Annotated in this window: 13 protein-coding genes and 3 tRNA genes; 9 read left to right on the forward strand and 7 right to left on the reverse strand. The window is 72.9% G+C overall.

The window, feature by feature from the left end; genetic code table 11:
• Nucleotides 1-43: 43 nt before the first annotated feature.
• Entirely contained in the window at nt 44-1,537 is a 1,494-nt protein-coding gene (locus ACWGPF_RS03345) for a peptidoglycan DD-metalloendopeptidase family protein (protein ID WP_452331474.1), read from the reverse strand.
• 211 nt (nt 1,538-1,748) lie between these two features.
• Between ACWGPF_RS03345 and ACWGPF_RS03350 the strand changes: the two genes are divergently transcribed.
• The 3 genes from ACWGPF_RS03350 to ACWGPF_RS03360 all read left to right on the forward strand — a co-directional run bounded on the left by ACWGPF_RS03350 (nt 1,749) and on the right by ACWGPF_RS03360 (nt 2,076).
• Nucleotides 1,749-1,821: transfer RNA gene (locus tag ACWGPF_RS03350), tRNA-Glu, on the forward strand.
• A gap of 44 nt (nt 1,822-1,865) precedes the next feature.
• Nucleotides 1,866-1,939: transfer RNA gene (locus ACWGPF_RS03355), tRNA-Asp, on the forward strand.
• A 64-nt stretch (nt 1,940-2,003) separates the two neighbouring features.
• Nucleotides 2,004-2,076: transfer RNA gene (locus ACWGPF_RS03360), tRNA-Phe, on the forward strand.
• Between the two features lie 162 nt (nt 2,077-2,238).
• On the opposite strand, the gene ACWGPF_RS03365 is transcribed toward ACWGPF_RS03360, so the two are convergent.
• Nucleotides 2,239-3,510, reverse strand: a complete 1,272-nt coding sequence (locus ACWGPF_RS03365; protein ID WP_452331475.1) for a peptidoglycan DD-metalloendopeptidase family protein — start codon at nt 3,508-3,510, stop codon at nt 2,239-2,241.
• Between the two features lie 178 nt (nt 3,511-3,688).
• Between ACWGPF_RS03365 and ACWGPF_RS03370 the strand changes: the two genes are divergently transcribed.
• Together ACWGPF_RS03370 and ACWGPF_RS03375 are read left to right on the forward strand one after the other, a co-directional pair.
• Complete coding sequence (locus ACWGPF_RS03370; RefSeq protein ID WP_345438348.1) at nt 3,689-3,871, forward strand: hypothetical protein; 183 nt, start codon at nt 3,689-3,691, stop codon at nt 3,869-3,871.
• A gap of 21 nt (nt 3,872-3,892) precedes the next feature.
• Complete coding sequence (locus ACWGPF_RS03375) at nt 3,893-4,168, forward strand: acylphosphatase (RefSeq protein ID WP_452331476.1); 276 nt, start codon at nt 3,893-3,895, stop codon at nt 4,166-4,168.
• An 8-nt stretch (nt 4,169-4,176) separates the two neighbouring features.
• Here ACWGPF_RS03375 and ACWGPF_RS03380 read toward each other — a convergent pair whose 3' ends face one another.
• Genes ACWGPF_RS03380 through ypfJ form a run of 3 tightly spaced genes read right to left on the reverse strand, consistent with a single transcriptional unit; the run spans nt 4,177 to nt 6,841 of the window.
• On the reverse strand, nt 4,177-4,692 hold the full coding sequence (locus ACWGPF_RS03380) for a glycine cleavage system protein R (protein ID WP_452331477.1): 516 nt from the start codon (nt 4,690-4,692) through the stop codon (nt 4,177-4,179).
• A 45-nt stretch (nt 4,693-4,737) separates the two neighbouring features.
• Nucleotides 4,738-5,922 carry a low temperature requirement protein A gene (locus ACWGPF_RS03385; protein ID WP_452331478.1) on the reverse strand — a complete coding sequence of 395 codons (1,185 nt, stop codon included), beginning with the start codon at nt 5,920-5,922 and terminating at the stop codon, nt 4,738-4,740.
• Between the two features lie 28 nt (nt 5,923-5,950).
• Nucleotides 5,951-6,841, reverse strand: a complete 891-nt coding sequence (gene ypfJ, locus ACWGPF_RS03390) for a KPN_02809 family neutral zinc metallopeptidase (RefSeq protein WP_452331479.1) — start codon at nt 6,839-6,841, stop codon at nt 5,951-5,953.
• A gap of 94 nt (nt 6,842-6,935) precedes the next feature.
• On the opposite strand from ypfJ, the gene trhO reads away from it, so the two are divergent.
• Nucleotides 6,936-7,835, forward strand: coding sequence for an oxygen-dependent tRNA uridine(34) hydroxylase TrhO (gene trhO / locus ACWGPF_RS03395; protein WP_452331480.1), 900 nt, complete (start codon nt 6,936-6,938; stop codon nt 7,833-7,835).
• 42 nt (nt 7,836-7,877) lie between these two features.
• On the opposite strand, the gene ACWGPF_RS03400 is transcribed toward trhO, so the two are convergent.
• Nucleotides 7,878-8,534: a type 1 glutamine amidotransferase domain-containing protein gene (locus ACWGPF_RS03400; protein ID WP_452331481.1), complete on the reverse strand. Its 657-nt coding sequence runs from the start codon at nt 8,532-8,534 to the stop codon at nt 7,878-7,880.
• Between the two features lie 85 nt (nt 8,535-8,619).
• On the opposite strand from ACWGPF_RS03400, the gene ACWGPF_RS03405 reads away from it, so the two are divergent.
• The 3 genes from ACWGPF_RS03405 to ACWGPF_RS03415 all read left to right on the forward strand — a co-directional run bounded on the left by ACWGPF_RS03405 (nt 8,620) and on the right by ACWGPF_RS03415 (nt 13,531).
• Entirely contained in the window at nt 8,620-9,507 is an 888-nt protein-coding gene (locus ACWGPF_RS03405) for a LysR family transcriptional regulator (RefSeq protein ID WP_452331482.1), read from the forward strand.
• 208 nt (nt 9,508-9,715) lie between these two features.
• Nucleotides 9,716-12,385: a phosphoenolpyruvate carboxylase gene (locus ACWGPF_RS03410; RefSeq protein ID WP_452331483.1), complete on the forward strand. Its 2,670-nt coding sequence runs from the start codon at nt 9,716-9,718 to the stop codon at nt 12,383-12,385.
• Nucleotides 12,386-12,508: 123 nt separating this feature from the next.
• Entirely contained in the window at nt 12,509-13,531 is a 1,023-nt protein-coding gene (locus ACWGPF_RS03415; protein WP_452331484.1) for a LacI family DNA-binding transcriptional regulator, read from the forward strand.
• 137 nt (nt 13,532-13,668) lie between these two features.
• Here ACWGPF_RS03415 and ACWGPF_RS03420 read toward each other — a convergent pair whose 3' ends face one another.
• Nucleotides 13,669-14,550, reverse strand: coding sequence for an alpha/beta fold hydrolase (locus ACWGPF_RS03420; protein ID WP_452331485.1), 882 nt, complete (start codon nt 14,548-14,550; stop codon nt 13,669-13,671).
• Nucleotides 14,551-14,567 lie beyond the last annotated feature (17 nt).

Raw genomic sequence — 14,567 nt, forward strand, 5'->3', positions numbered from 1 at the left:
GGGCGCCTGCCGATCGGCAGGCGCCCTTCGCGTATCCGGGTCGTCAGACGTAGATGCCGACGCCCGCCATGTAGTCGATGGGGTTGGTCGTCGCGCCGTTCAGGTAGACCTCGTAGTGGAGGTGGCAGCCGAAGGAGTTGCCGGTGTTGCCCTCGAGGGCGATGAGGTCGCCCGCGTTCACCCACTGGCCGTATCCGACGAGGACGCCGCCGTCGACGATGTGGGCGTAGCCCGTGCCGACGCCGTCGCCGTTGTCGATCTTGATGTAGTTGCCGTAGCCGCCGTTGTAGCCGGCGTAGACCACGGTTCCCGAGTGGGCGGCGTAGATGCCCGATCCGCAGCCCGACGCGAGGTCGACGCCCGCGTGGAACGAGGTGGAGCAGTAGCTGGAGCCGCAGATCTGCGAGCGCCATCCGTAGCCTGAGGTGCGGGTCGCGCCGGGGTGCGGGTGCGACCATCCGTTGGCGGCGGGCGTCGACGACCCGCCGCCACCGCCCGTGCTCGCCGGAGCTTCCGATCCGCCGCCACCGCCGCCGCTGTTGTTCTGCTGCTGCTGTTGCTCCTGCTGGCGGCGCTGCTCCTCGAGCTGGCGCTGCTGCTCCTCGAGGGCCTTGCGCTGGCGCTCGGCCTCCTCGCGGGCGCGCTGCTCGGCGATGCGGCGCTGCTCCTCCTCGTAGGCCTTCTTGGCCTCGACGCCCTCCTGGTACTCCGCGACGGTCTTGTCGGTGGTGTCCTTGAGGGCCGCGAGCTGCGCCTCGAGCGTGATGAGGTTGGCCTCCTGGTCGGCGAGGGCCTGCTCTGCGGCGGCCTGCGCCTCCTGGGCGGCGACGAGCTTCTCCTCCGCGATCTTCTGGAGGCGGTCGCGCTCGTCGCGGGCGACCTGCGCCTGGTCGCTCAGCGACTGGGCGGAGTCTCGGGCGGCAACGGCGGCGGCATACACCGACTCGTTGCGCTCGATGAGCTTGTCCATCTGGCCGAGCTGCGTGAGGAGCTGGTCGGCGTTCTCGGCGGAGCCCGCGAAGAGCACCTCGAGGGAGGTGTCGTCGCCGCCGGAGCGGGCGAGCTGGGCGGCGAGGCGCGCGGCGGTCGCGGCGGCCTCATCCGCCTTCACAGCCTGCTCGTCGGCCTGGCGCTGCAGCTCGTCGGCGCGGTACGAGGCCTCGAAGAGCGCCTGCTGGGCTTCGTAGAGCTCGTCAGCGGCGGCCTTCGCGGCGGCCTGGGTCTCGGCGACGCGCTGCTCGAGACCGGCGATGAGGCCCTCGATGCGGGAGACCTCTGCGGCCTTCGCCGACTCGTCGTTGCGGGCCGCCTCGACGTCGTCCCACGTGGGGTAGTCGTCGGGGTTGTAGGTGACCGCGTGCGCTGCGCCGACGGCGGGGCCGAAGGGGCTCGTCGCGACGAGCGCGGAGGCCGTCGCGATGCCGAGCGCGCCGAAGACGAGGGCGTTGCGTCGGGAGACGGGGTTCCAGAGCGTGCGGCGCTCCGCGGCGGTGGGAGCGCAGTCGCACGCCTCCGAGGCAGTCTCTTCGGCGCCCATGACACCCCTTTCCGCGCGAATCACACAGGTAACAGTAACAACAAGCGTCACATCCAGCACTCCCGAGTTCGGCCCCGGGGCATGGTTCGCCACCCATCCTGAGGGCCATCCTGGCCGCGGCACGCCCGGCGCGCGGGTGGAGTTTGGATTTTTCATCCTCGTCTGCGTATGCTGGATCGTCGGCAAGCGTGAGCCCCGGTGGTTCACCCCCGGCCCCATCGTTTAGCGGCCTAGGACGCCGCCCTTTCACGGCGGTAGCACGGGTTCGAATCCCGTTGGGGTCACACGAGCTGATACAATTGAAAACGGTGTGCGAAAGCACGATCATGGCCCTGTAGCGCAGTTGGTTAGCGTGCCGCCCTGTCACGGCGGAGGTCGCGGGTTCAAGTCCCGTCAGGGTCGCTCCACAACGAAAGGCCTCCTCTCGAGGAGGCCTTTCGGGTAGGAAGCGGCAGACATGCTGCACGGCTCTGTAGCTCAGTTGGTAGAGCGCACGACTGAAAATCGTGAGGTCACGGGATCGACGCCCGTCGGAGCCACACGGACCGTCGTTACAACGGTCCCAGAAACCCTCGCCTAGCTTCTACATGGCGGGGGTTTTGCTTTGCCTTGATGGCATGCTCCGGCCTCTGGCCGTTGAGCGACCGAAGCGCGACGAGACGCCCGACCCTCCCCGCCCCTTGTAGTTGACCGGGCGGCGCTCACTCAGCCGGCGACTCCGTCGGAGCGAACGTGATGTCGAGCTCAGGAAGCGGCGCCGCCGACGGGGCGGTCGTGCTCGACGGCGATGTCGACGGCGCGGGCGTCGTCGTCTCCGCAGGAGGGGTGGAGGTCGCGGGCGGCTGCGTCTCGGCGGGAGGCTCCGTCGTTGCCGGCGGCTGCGTCGGCTCGCTCGTCTCGGGCGGCGCCGTCGTCGGAGGCGCCGTCGTCGGCGGCGCGGTCGTAGGCGGCGCTGTCGTCGGAGGCGCGGTCGTCGGAGGCGCCGTCGTCGGAGGCGCGGTCGTCGGAGGAGCCGTCGTCGGAGGGGTCGACGGAGACGGGGACGGCGACGAAGGACTCGTCGGCGTCGGCGTCCCGGGAGCGCTCGGCTTCGGCGTTCCCGGAGCCGTCGTCGGAGGAGCGGTCGTCGGAGTCCCCGGCTCCGAGGGCACAGCCGACGGCGTCGTTCCGGCGGGCTGGCCGCCGCCCGTGGGCGTCCACGGCTTCACGTCGTCGGGTGTGCCCGCCCCGTCGAGGTAGATGCGCGGGTCGACCGGCACGCCCTTGACCCGCACCTCGAAGTGCAGGTGGTCGCCGAAGCTGTGGCCCGTGTTCCCGACCTGGCCGATCGGATCGCCGGCCTCCACCCAGTCGCCCTCCTCGACGACTCGGCTGCCGTACGTCATGTGCCCGTAGAGCGTCTGCACGCCGTTCACGTGCTGGATGATGACCGCCACGCCGTACCCGTAGTAGCCCTCGCTCGACACGACGACGACACCGGGCGATGCGGCCGTGATGGGCGTGCCGCCCGCTGCGGCGATGTCCATGCCCATGTGCTTGCCGTTCCGCGCGCCGAACTGGTCGGTGAGCACGTAGTCCTTCACGGGCCAGAGGAACCGCCCGATCGAGGTGAGCCCCTTCTCGTCGAGCCGCGAGAGGTCGACGTCGAGGCCCGACTCGATCGCCGAGCGGATGAGCGCCTCGCGCGCCTTCTTCTGCGCCTTCGTCAGCTCGTCCATCGTCGTCGCACCGTACGAACTCGAGGCGAGCTCGGGGAGCTCGACCACGGATCCCGCGGCGAACTGCGCCGCGGCATCCGAGAACCCGGCCGTAGGCGACTCGGGCACCTCGTGGTCGTCGGAGACCTCCGGCACGGCGGCGATCGAGACGGCTGCGACAGGCGCGCTCTCGGCCGTCGGCACGGCCACGGCGAGCGCCCCCGCTCCCGTGGCGATGGCGAGTGCGGCTGCCGCCGCGACGCCCACGTGCGCCATGCGACGCGGCCTCGGCGGCCGCTCCCTCCGCTGCGCCTGGTCGTGCTGCGTGTCGTCTTCAGACTGCATATGTGATTCCCCCGCAACCCATACTGAACGCTCAGGCTCGAAGAGGGAACCCCTTCTTACCCACGTCAACCCCGCGACGTCCGGCACCCGCCCATGCGACGGTGGGTTCATGAGTCTCATCTGGTTCACGCAGGACGCCGACTTCCGCCGCGAGTGGACGGGCCGGCCCGTCGACGAGATCGTCGCGCACGCGGCGCCCGTCGTCGAGCAGCTCACGCCCGGCGCGACGCCTGAGCTCGTCCGCGCCTACGCCATCTCCGTCTCGGAGGGCCGCCCCTTCTCGCTCGACTGATCCGATGCGAGGATGGCCCGCATGAAGCGCGTGCATGTGGTCGTCCGCGGCGTCGTGCAGGGAGTCGGCTTCCGCTGGAGCACAGCGCGGCAAGCCGAACGGCGGGATGTCGCGGGCTGGGTCCGCAACGTCGGCTCCGATCGCGTCGAGGCCGAGCTGGAGGGGGCGGCCCCCGCCGTCGACGCCGTCCTTGCCTGGATGCGCTCCGGCCCCGTCGGGTCGCGCGTGGACGGCCTCGACGTCGACGACGCCGAACCGCAGGGCGACAGCACCTTCGAGGTGCGCGCCTCGGCCTGACCGCGCGACTACTCGGCGGGCAGCAGATCGACCTGGATGTCGGCCGCAATCCCCTCCAGCTCGCCGATCGCCGCATCCAGCTCCGCATCGTCCGCCACGCGCACGGCGGCGGTCGCCTCGAACAGCCGACCGCCCGCCATCGCGGCGTCCCGCGTCTCCGTCGCCATGCTCTCGATGCTGAGCCCGTGCGCGCGCAGCGCCGACGACACCTCCCGCACGATCCCCGGGCGGTCGTCCCCCAGCACGCGGAGCGTCACGGAGCGTCCCGCGCCATCCGCCCCGCTGCCATCCGATCCCGTGCGCACGACGACGGTGAGCAGCCCGTCGAGCGCGTCGAGCCCCTCGCGCAGCGCGTCGACCCGCTCGGACGGCACCGACACCTGCACGACGCCCGCGAACGTTCCGTCGAGCTCGGCGAGGCGGCTGGTCTCCCAGTTGCCCCCGTGGGCGTCGACGACGTCGGCGATCGCCGCGACGAGGCCGGCGCGATCGTCGCCGATGACGGTGAGGACGAGGGTGGTCACGGCGTCACTGTAGCCGCGTCGTCGGCACCGCCGCCAGGGCGGCCGTCACGACGGATGGCGCTCGCCGGCGCCCACGGGAGGCCGCAGCACGAGCACCACGACGACGACGACCAGGATCAGCGCCGTCAGCGCCACGGGGATCGGCAGGACGGGATCGAGGAGCACGAGCACGGCGCCCGCCGGCACGGCGACGTTCACGACGCGGTCGGCGTTCTGCCGGATCGCGATCCACCAGATGCCGAGCACGAACACGGCGATCGGCACCGTCACGGTGAACGACGCCGCGACGCCCGTCAGGGCGCTGTGGCCCGTCAGCGCGTCGATCTCGACCTCGATGCCGGCCGAGAACGCCCCCGCCGCCGCGAACACGAAGTAGTGCACGTACCCGTAGCGGATGGATTGCCCGAGCGCCCCGATCGCGCGATGGTGCGGCGGCCAGAAGTAGATCCACCACAGCGCCGCCGTCACGACCACCGTGAGCACGGCGATCGAGATGAGCGGGCCGAGCGTCTCGACCTCCTCGAGCGCCTCGATGATCGCGTTCGCCGACGCCAGCAGGCTCTCGCCGAGCAGGATGAGCGTGAACAGCCCGTACCGCTCGGTGATGTGGTGCGGATGCCACGGCGTCTGCCCCGAGCGCTCGGCGACGATCGGGATGGCCAGCTCGAGCGCGACGCCGATGAGGAACGCGATCGTGAACGGCGCCCCGTGCGGCAGCAGCAGCGTCAGCACCCAGTACACCTGCACGGCCGCGATGCCGGCGGCGTAGATGCGCGTCGCACGCCGCGCGCCTCCGGCCCCCTTCGACGCGCGCAGCCACTGCGTCACCATCGCGATGCGCATGACGACGTACCCGAGCACGGGGATGACGAAGTCGCCGTGGAACGCCTGCGGGATGCCCGCCGCGAGCACGAGCACGCCGCTCATCTGCACGATCGTCAGCACGCGGTAGAGCCAGTCGTCGGTGTCGAACGACGTGGCGAACCACGTGAAGTTCATCCACGCCCACCAGATCGCGAAGAAGACGAGCCCGTATGAGAGCAGGCCGTTGGCGACGTGCCCCTCGGCGAGCTCGTGGTGCAGCTGCACGGCCGCCGTGCTCACGGCGACGACGAAGACGAGGTCGAAGAACAGCTCGAGAGAGGTCGCGGCACGGTGCGGCTGATGGGGATCGCGGGGCTGCATCGGGGTGAGCCGCAGGCGCGGCATCCCCGGCACTCGGGTGGTCATGGCGGTCAGGATAGCGACCGCGGCGGCCTCACAGCTCGTCGCCCTCCACGGCGAATGTGTCGCAGGCCGAGACCCCGGACGCGTAGCCGGTCTGGAACCACCGCATGCGCTGCTCGCTCGAGCCGTGGCTCCAGCTCTCCGGGTTCACGAATCCGCCCGACTGCTCCTGGATGTGGTCGTCGCCCACGGCCGACGCCGCATCCAGCGCGTCGGCGAGCTGGGCCTGCGTCGGCGCCTCGAGATAGGGCACCCCGTTCTCGTCGACCTGGTCCGTCATGTCGCCCACCCAGGCACCCGCGAAGCAGTCGGCCTGCAGCTCCGTGCGGACGCCGTCGCTCTCCGGACCCGTGGCCGAGCTCTGGTGCTCCGAGAGCGTGCCCTCGAGGTTCTGGATGTGGTGGCCCCACTCGTGCGCGAGAACGTACAGCTGCGCGAGCGGCCCCGCCTGGGCGTCGTACCGCTCCCGCAGCAGCGAGAAGAACGTCGGGTCGACGTACACCGTCTCGTCGGGCGGGCAGTAGAACGGGCCGGCGGCGTTCGACGCCGTCCCGCACGACGTCGCCGTCTGGCCGTCGACGATGACGAGCCCGGGCTCGCGGTACGCATCCGCGAGCGTGTCGCCCCAGAACTGGTCGAGCGCGAGGGAGCCCGCCGCGAGGCGGCAGTCGTCGTCCTCGTTGGCGTCCTGCCCCGTCTCGCAGTCCGCGATGGCCGACCCCTCGCCGGAGCCGCCCGTCGTCGTGCCGCCGTCGGGCGAGAGCAGCCCGAGGAGGGATCCGAAGTCGCCGCCCGTGAGGAGCCCGAGCACGAGCACTCCGATCACGCCGAGGCCCGCCACCCCGCCCCCTGCCACCGCTGCCGTGCGCCCGCGGCGGCGCGCGCGATTGCCGCCCACGTTCGCGTTCTCGTTGAACGTCATGCGCTCACGGTAGCGCCCACGCACACGCCCCGCGCGAGGGCCTTGACGATCGCGCGACCGGCGTCCTCACGGCCATCCGCCCTACCCTGGAGGCGTGCCCGCGAAGATCCTCCTCTACTACCTGTTCACGCCGATCGCCGATCCCGAGGCCGTGCGCCTCTGGCAGCGCGATCTGTGCGAGCTGCTGGGGCTGCGCGGACGCATCCTGCTGTCGAAGGACGGCATCAACGGCACCGTCGGCGGCGACATGGACGCCCTGAAGCGCTACATCCGAAAGACGAAGGACTACGCGCCGTTCGCGCGCATCGAGTTCAAGTGGTCGTCGGGCTCCGGTCTCGACGCGGAGGGCCGCAGCCTCGACTTCCCCCGGATGTCCGTCAAGGTGCGCGACGAGATCGTCTCGTTCGGCGCGCCGGGCGAGCTCCGCGTCGACGCGGACGGCGTCGTGGGCGGCGGCACCCATCTGACCCCCGGTGCGCTCCACAAGCTCGTCGAGGAGCGCGGCGACGAGGTCGTCTTCTTCGACGGACGCAACGCCTTCGAGGCGGCGATCGGGCGGTTCAAGAACGCCGTCGTGCCCGACGTCGCGACGACGCGCGACTTCATCGCCGAGCTCGACTCCGGCCGCTACGACGACCTCAAGGGCAAGCCGGTCGTGACGTACTGCACGGGCGGCATCCGCTGCGAGGTGCTGTCGAGCCTCATGACGGCGCGCGGCTTCGGCGAGGTGTACCAGCTCGACGGCGGCATCGTGCGCTACGGGGAGACCTTCGGCAACACCGGCCTGTGGGAGGGCTCGCTGTACGTCTTCGACGGACGCGAGTCGATGACCTTCGGGTCGGGCGCCGCCGTCATCTCGCAGTGCACGTCATGCGGCACGGCGACCGACCGGATGGTCGACTGCGTGGACGACGCCTGCCAGGTGCGCGTCGTCCTCTGCGGGGGATGCGGCGACTCCGCTCCCTGCGCACGTCACGCCGACGCGCTCGTCTGAGGCGGATGGCCCGGCCCGTCCGCGCGGGCCGGGCCATCCGGCTCAGAGGCGCTCGAGCAGGGCGCGTGCGACCGACGCCGATGACTGCGGGTTCTGCCCCGTCACGAGCGGCCCGTCGACGACGACGTGATCGGCCCACGGCTCCGCTGCGTCGACGACGACGCCGCGGTCGCGCAGCGCCTTCTCGAGCAGCCAGGGTGCGCGCTCGCCGAGCCCGCCCTGCCGCTCCTCGGCGTCGGTGAACGCGGCGACCGTCCGGCCCGCCGCGGCGAGCGCGCCGTCTTCCCGCGTCGCCGCGAGCAGCGCCGCGAGGCCATGGCACACGAGGGCGGTGGGGATCCCGGCGTCGAGCGCCTGCGAGAGGAGGGCACCCGAGACGGCATCGGTCGCGAGGTCGGCCATCGGGCCGTGCCCGCCCGGGTAGAACACAGCGTCGAACGCGCCGACGTCGTCCAGGCGGCGGGGGCGGGCGAGGCCCGGGATGGCGGCGAGCGCCGCGGCGTCGCCCTCGGCGAGCGATGCGGAGTCGGCGACGGGCGCGACCCCGCCGGGCGTCGCGAACACGACGTCGTGGCCGGCCTCGACGAGCAGGCGGTAGGGGGCGAGCAGTTCCTCCGCCCAGAACCCGGTCGGGTGGGCGGAGCCGTCGGAGAGGGTCAGGGTGCGGGCACCCGTGACGACGAACAGGACGGTGGACATGGGGTCTCCTCGATCTCGGCGGCCCTCGTGGGCCTCGATGGGTCGAACGACCCGCGGTCATCACCCCTTCCGATAGCTTGGCGATATGACCCATAACTCCTCTGATGGCCTGGACGACCTCCCGCTGTGGCGCGCGTTCCTCGCCATCCACGCCGCGGGATCGCTCTCGGGCGCGGCTCGCACACTCGGTCTCACCCAGCCGGCCGTGACCGCGCAGCTGCAGGCGCTCGAGCGCGCCCAGGGCCAGCGCCTGTTCGAACGCGGTGCGCGCGGCGTCATCCCGACCCCGCACGCCGACGCGCTCGCCGCGCGGCTGGCTGCGCCCTTCGCGGGAGTCGCCGCGGCGCTGGGCGGAGGCGACGGCGCGCGCTCGCCGCAGCCGCCCGTGCGCGTGGGCGGGGCGGCCGAGCTGCTGGCGGAGATCGTCGCGCCGGCGCTCGCCCCGCTCGTCGCCGACGGCGTCCGCGTGCACACGACACCCGGCCTGAGCGCCGCGCTCGTCGACGCCCTGCGGGCCGGCGCCCTCGACCTCGTCGTCGCCTCCGAGCGTCCGCGCGGGCGCTCCGTCGTCTCCGCGCCTCTCTCCGACGAGGTCTTCGTGCTCGTCGCGGCACCGCGCTGGGCGACGGCGCCCCTCGACGACACTCCCCTCCTCTCCTACGCGCACGACGTGCCCATCCTCCGCCGCGTCTGGCGCCATGTGCTCGGCGCGCGCCTCGAGCGCGAGCCCGCCGTGATCGCGCCCGATCTGCGCGCCCTGCGGCGCGCGGCCGTCGCGGGCGCCGGAGCCACCGCGCTGCCCCTGCATCTGTGCCGCGACGACCTGGCCGACGGCCGCCTCGTCGACCTGGCGCCGACCGACGACCCGCCGATCAACACGCTGTTCCTCACCCGGAGACCCGGAGCGCTCGCACCGCACGTCGAGCGCGTCCGCGCCGCCGTGGAACGGGCCGTCGTCGACGCGCTCGCCTGACGCTCCGTCGCACTCGCCGCGTCCTCCCGGACGCACACCGATGCGCAGGTTGCGCAACGCCCACCGGCCTCCACCGGCCGTTCCGCACACGCGGCGGGGACTCGACAGCGCACCCCGCGCAGAGCGGGCGCACCCGACGGCTCCGCGCACGTTGCCGCGGGTGACCGGCCGTGACAAAGCGGCAACAGACGGGCGATACCGTTGAGTCATGCACGATCCCACACCCACGGAAGTACTCGACGCCGTCGGGCGGCTGGAGGCCGAGCAGGAGATCCCCGAGCAGATGCGCGCGGATGTGCGCCTGCTCGGATCGCTGCTCGGGCAGGTGCTGCGCGAGAGCGGCTCGACCGGCCTCTTCGAGGACGTCGAGCGCCTGCGCACCGCCACCATCCACGCCTACACCGACCCCTCCCCCGAGGCGTTCGACCGTGCCGTGGCGATCGCCGACGCCTTCACGGTCGCCCGTGCAGACGAGGTCGCGCGCGCGTTCACGTGCTACTTCCACCTCGTGAACCTCGCGGAGGAGAAGCACCGCGTGCGCGTGCTGCGCGAACGCGACGGGCAGCCGGAGCGCGACCCGCGCGGCACGATCGCGGGCGCCTACGCCGAGCTCTCCGCGGAGATCGGCGAGGATGCGGCGCGCGACCGTCTGCAGGCGCTGCGCTTCCACCCCGTCTTCACCGCGCACCCCACCGAGGCGCGGCGCCGCGCCGTCTCCACGAGCATCCGCCGCCTGTCGGGACTCGTCGACGACCTCTCGACCGCTCCGCAGGGCGGGTCGGCCGAGCAGCGCACGCGGCGCCTCATGCTCGAGGAGATCGACACGCTGTGGCGCACCGCGCCCATCCGTCCCGAGAAGCCGTCGCCGAAGGACGAGGTGCGGGCCGTCATGGCGGTGTTCGACGACACCCTCTTCACCTCCGTCCCCGAGATCTACCGTCGCGTCGACGACGCCCTGCAGGGCGCGGACGGCGGCGACCGCGCCCCCGTCGTGCGCCCCTTCGTGCGGGTCGGCACCTGGGTCGGCGGCGACCGCGACGGCAACCCCTTCGTCACCGCCAAGATCAGCCGCAAGGCGGCGGCGATCGCGAGCGAGCACGTGCTGCTCGGGCTCGAGCGCGCCACCCAGCGCGTCGGCCGCGGCCTCACGCTCGATGCGACGACCACGCCGCCCAGCGACGAGCTGCTCGCCCTGTGGGAGCGGCTGCGCAGCGCCGACGAGGACACCGCCGCCGAGGTCGCCAAGCGCTCCCCCAACGAGCCGCACCGGCGCATCCTGCTCCTCCTCGCGCGCAAGATCACCGCGACCCGCACGCGCGACGCCGACCTCGCCTACCGCGACCCCGAGCACTTCCTCGCCGACCTGCGCGTCGTGCAGCAGTCGCTCGCCGCCGCCGGTGCGGCCCGCCAGGCCTACGGCGCGCTGCAGGAGCTCATCTGGCAGGTGGAGACCTACGGCTTCCACCTCGCGGAGCTCGAGGTGCGCCAGCACTCCGCCGTGCACGCCAAGGTGCTCGCCGAGCTCGACGCGGGCGGCGCCCGCAGCGAGCTGACGGAGGAGGTGCTCGAGGTCTTCCGTGCCATCTCCTACATCCAGGAGCGCTTCGGACCCCGTGCGGCCGGCCGCTACATCGTGTCGTTCACCCAGTCGGCCGACGACCTCGCGAACGTGCACCGTCTCGCACGGTACGCCGTCGGCGAGACGGGGACCGTGCCCGTCCTCGACGTCATCCCGCTCTTCGAGACGTTCGCCGACCTGCAGGCGGCCCCGGGCATCCTCGCGGAGATCGTGGGCCATCCCGAGTTCGCGTCGCGCCTCGACGCCACCGGCCGCCGGCTCGAGGTCATGCTCGGCTACTCCGACTCGTCGAAGGATGTCGGCCCCGTCGCCGCGAACCTCGCCCTCTACGAGGCGCAGGCCGCCATCGCCGCGTGGGCACAGGAGCAGCGCATCGAGCTGACCCTCTTCCACGGCCGCGGCGGCGCACTCGGCCGAGGCGGCGGCCCGGCGAACAGCGCCATCCTCGCGCAGCCGCCGCACTCCGTCGACGGCCGCTTCAAGCTCACGGAGCAGGGCGAGGTCATCTTCGCCCGCTACGGCGACGCCGACATCGCGATGCGCCACGTCGACCAGGTCGCCGCGGCCATCCTCACCGCGTCTGCGCCGTCGAACGAGGAGCGCAACCGCACGGCGGCCGAGCGCTTCGCGGGCATCGCGCAGACGATGGAGACGACCTCGCGGGCGCGGTTCTTCGAGCTCGTGAAGGCCCCCGGCTTCGCACCGTGGTTCGCGACCGTCACCCCCATGGAGGAGGTCGGCCTGCTCGCGCTGGGCTCGCGCCCCGCGCGCCGCGGCCTGTCGGTCGAGTCGCTCGAGGATCTCCGCGCCATCCCGTGGGTCTTCGCCTGGACGCAGGCGCGCATCAACCTCGCCGGATGGTTCGGGCTCGGCACGGCGCTCGAGGCCGTCGGCGACGAGGCCCTCCTGAAGGACGCCTACGCGCAGTGGCCGCTCTTCCGCACGATGATCGACAACGTCGCCATGAGCCTCGCGAAGGCCGACGACCGCATCGCCCGCCAGTACCTCGCCCTCGGCGACCGCGACGACCTCGCCGCGCTCGTCTCGGACGAGATGGCGCTCACGCGCGACTGGGTGGTGCGCATCGCGGGCGGCGACGGTCTGCTCGCGAACAAGCCCGTGCTGCAGCGCGCCGTGAAGCTGCGGAGCCCCTACGTCGATGCGCTGTCGCTGCTGCAGCTGCGGGCGCTGCGCGCCCTGCGCGAGACCCCCGCGGGCGGCAACGCCGACCCCGAGCAGCAGCGCCTCCTGCTGCTGTCGGTGTCGGGCGTCGCCGCCGGCCTGCAGAACACCGGCTGAGCCGCCCTCGCCCGTCGTCGAACGGCCGTGCCCTCCGGGGCGCGGCCGTTCTTCATTCCCGGGGGCCTCCTCCTCCGGCGCCGCCCTCGCGGAGGCGAGCGGGGCCGCGGCTATCCTGGGCGGATGGCGGCAGGCGGGGCGAGGGCGACGATGAAGGATGTCGCGGCGCTCGCGGGAGTCTCCGCCAAGACCGTCTCGAACGTCGTCACCGGCTCCGTCTTCGTGCGCCCGGAGACGATCGAGCGCGTGCAGGCCGCCATGGCCGAGCTCGACTTCGTGCCGAATCTCGCCGCGCGCGGGCTCCGCAACGGGCGCACCGGCGTCATCGCCCTCGCCCTCCCCGACCTCGCGACGGCGTACTCGGCCGAGGTCGTCCACAGCATCGTCGAGGTCGCGCACGAGCGCGGGTTCGCCGTGCAGATCGAGGAGACAGCCGCCGAGCCCGCACGCGAGCACGCCCTCGTGTCGCGGGCGCGGGCGCATCTCGTCGACGGCGTCATCCTCAACCCCATCCGCCTCGAGGACAGCGCCGTCGACCACGCCGACCGGCTCCCGCCCGTCGTCCTCATCGGCGAGGTGGAGCAGCACGTCACCGACCGCGTGCTCGTCGACAGCCGCGCCGCCGCGCGCGACATCACCCGGCACCTGCTCGCCCGGGGTGCGCGCCGTGTCGCGGTCGTCGGCGGCGGGGGCCGCGGCGAGTCCGCGACCGCGACGAGCCGCCTGCGCCTGGCCGGCGTGCACGACGCGCTCGCCGAAGCGGGCATCGCCCCCGACCCCGACCGGGAGGCGACCGTCTTCCCGTGGAACACCGCGGCGGGGGCGCGCGCCGCCGACGAACTCGTCGAGCGCGGAGCGCCCTTCGACGCCGTCGTCGCCTTCACCGACTCCCTCGCGGTCGGGGTGCTGCACGCGCTCGCCGCGCGCGGCATCCGCGTGCCCGAGGACGTGCTCGTGACGGGCTTCGACGACATCGAGCCCGCGCGGTTCACGACCCCCGCGCTCACGACCATCCGCTTCGACCGCCGCCGCCTCGCAGAGGAGGTGCTGGCGCTGCTCGAGAGCCGGATGGCCGACCGCTCGCGCACGCCGCGCGCCGTCGTCGTTCCGCACGAGGTCGTGGTGCGCGCGAGCACGGCCCGCTGACCGCTGCCCCGGACACACCGCAGGAGATCCACCGCCCCGACGCGCGCTGCGCCGCGTCGTGCCGCGGCCGGGGCACTCCGCCTGCCGCGGATCTCCTGCGCCGTGTCCGCCGGCGACGACAGCCGTTCTGAGCCGCCTCAGCCGCGGTCGAGCCACTCCCGGATGCGCTCGGCCGCGGGCGCGCCGTCGCGGATCATCGTCTCGTGTCCATGGCCGGGGATCTCGACGAGCTCGCCGTCGGGAAGCAGCCCCGCGACGCGTCGGCACCACGGCTCGGGGCACACGACGTCGTCGGCACCGCGGACGACGAGGGCGCGCGAGCGGATGCGCGGGTACGCGTCCTCCGGCCGATGCGCGAGCATGGCGCGCATCTTGCGACGGAGGTGGGGGCCGGCGCGGAGGTACTCGCGCGCGCCGAGGAGCAGCACCTTGACGCTCTCGCCCAGGAGGTCGCGTCCGAGTCGGGCGAGCTGCGGGAGCGCCCGGCGAGCCGACGGGTCGACGGTCGGCGCCACGAGGACCACGGGGCCGGCGAGCTCGGGATGGCGGGCCGCGACCTCCGCGACGACCTGCGTGCCCATGGAGTGCCCGACGAGCACGGGGCGCTCGAGCCCGCGATCGCGGATGAACGCGGCGACGAGGTCGGCGACGCGCTCGATCGCGGGAGTGCGCTCGGGCTCCGGCGCCTCGCCGTATCCGGGCTGATCGATCGCGATCGTGCGGCCGTGGGTGGCCAGACGCACAGCGACGTCGCCGAACACCTTGCGCCCCATGCCGATGCCGTGCACGAGCAGGAAGACCGGCTCGCCTGCTCCCCGCTCCTCGGCGATGAGCGTGGCGCCCTGCCACGTGAACCGCGAGACGCGGCCGTCGTCGGGCGCGTCCACGAGCTCGTCGATGGAGGCGTCGACCGTATCCGCGACGTCGCGAGCGACCGCCTCGGCCTCCGCGACGGTCTCGTCGATCGCCGCCTTCGCGCGCTCCGCCGTCTCGTCGATCCCGTCCGCGGCACGCTCCATCCCCCCAGCCTAGAGTC

The organism is Microbacterium sp. NPDC055683 (genome assembly GCF_053617895.1).

What these genes read in the sequence shown, in the direction of transcription:
- ACWGPF_RS03405 (WP_452331482.1), top strand. Translation starts at nt 8,620, where the DNA reads ATGACCCATAACTCCTCTGATGGCCTGGACGACCTCCCGCTGTGGCGC.
- ACWGPF_RS03370 (WP_345438348.1), top strand. Translation starts at nt 3,689, where the DNA reads ATGAGTCTCATCTGGTTCACGCAGGACGCCGACTTCCGCCGCGAGTGG.
- ACWGPF_RS03415 (WP_452331484.1), top strand. Translation starts at nt 12,509, where the DNA reads ATGGCGGCAGGCGGGGCGAGGGCGACGATGAAGGATGTCGCGGCGCTC.
- ypfJ (WP_452331479.1), bottom strand. Translation starts at nt 6,841, where the DNA reads ATGACGTTCAACGAGAACGCGAACGTGGGCGGCAATCGCGCGCGCCGC.
- ACWGPF_RS03365 (WP_452331475.1), bottom strand. Translation starts at nt 3,510, where the DNA reads ATGGCGCACGTGGGCGTCGCGGCGGCAGCCGCACTCGCCATCGCCACG.
- ACWGPF_RS03400 (WP_452331481.1), bottom strand. Translation starts at nt 8,534, where the DNA reads ATGTCCACCGTCCTGTTCGTCGTCACGGGTGCCCGCACCCTGACCCTC.
- ACWGPF_RS03375 (WP_452331476.1), top strand. Translation starts at nt 3,893, where the DNA reads ATGAAGCGCGTGCATGTGGTCGTCCGCGGCGTCGTGCAGGGAGTCGGC.
- ACWGPF_RS03345 (WP_452331474.1), bottom strand. Translation starts at nt 1,537, where the DNA reads ATGGGCGCCGAAGAGACTGCCTCGGAGGCGTGCGACTGCGCTCCCACC.
- ACWGPF_RS03410 (WP_452331483.1), top strand. Translation starts at nt 9,716, where the DNA reads ATGCACGATCCCACACCCACGGAAGTACTCGACGCCGTCGGGCGGCTG.
- ACWGPF_RS03420 (WP_452331485.1), bottom strand. Translation starts at nt 14,550, where the DNA reads ATGGAGCGTGCCGCGGACGGGATCGACGAGACGGCGGAGCGCGCGAAG.
- ACWGPF_RS03385 (WP_452331478.1), bottom strand. Translation starts at nt 5,922, where the DNA reads ATGACCACCCGAGTGCCGGGGATGCCGCGCCTGCGGCTCACCCCGATG.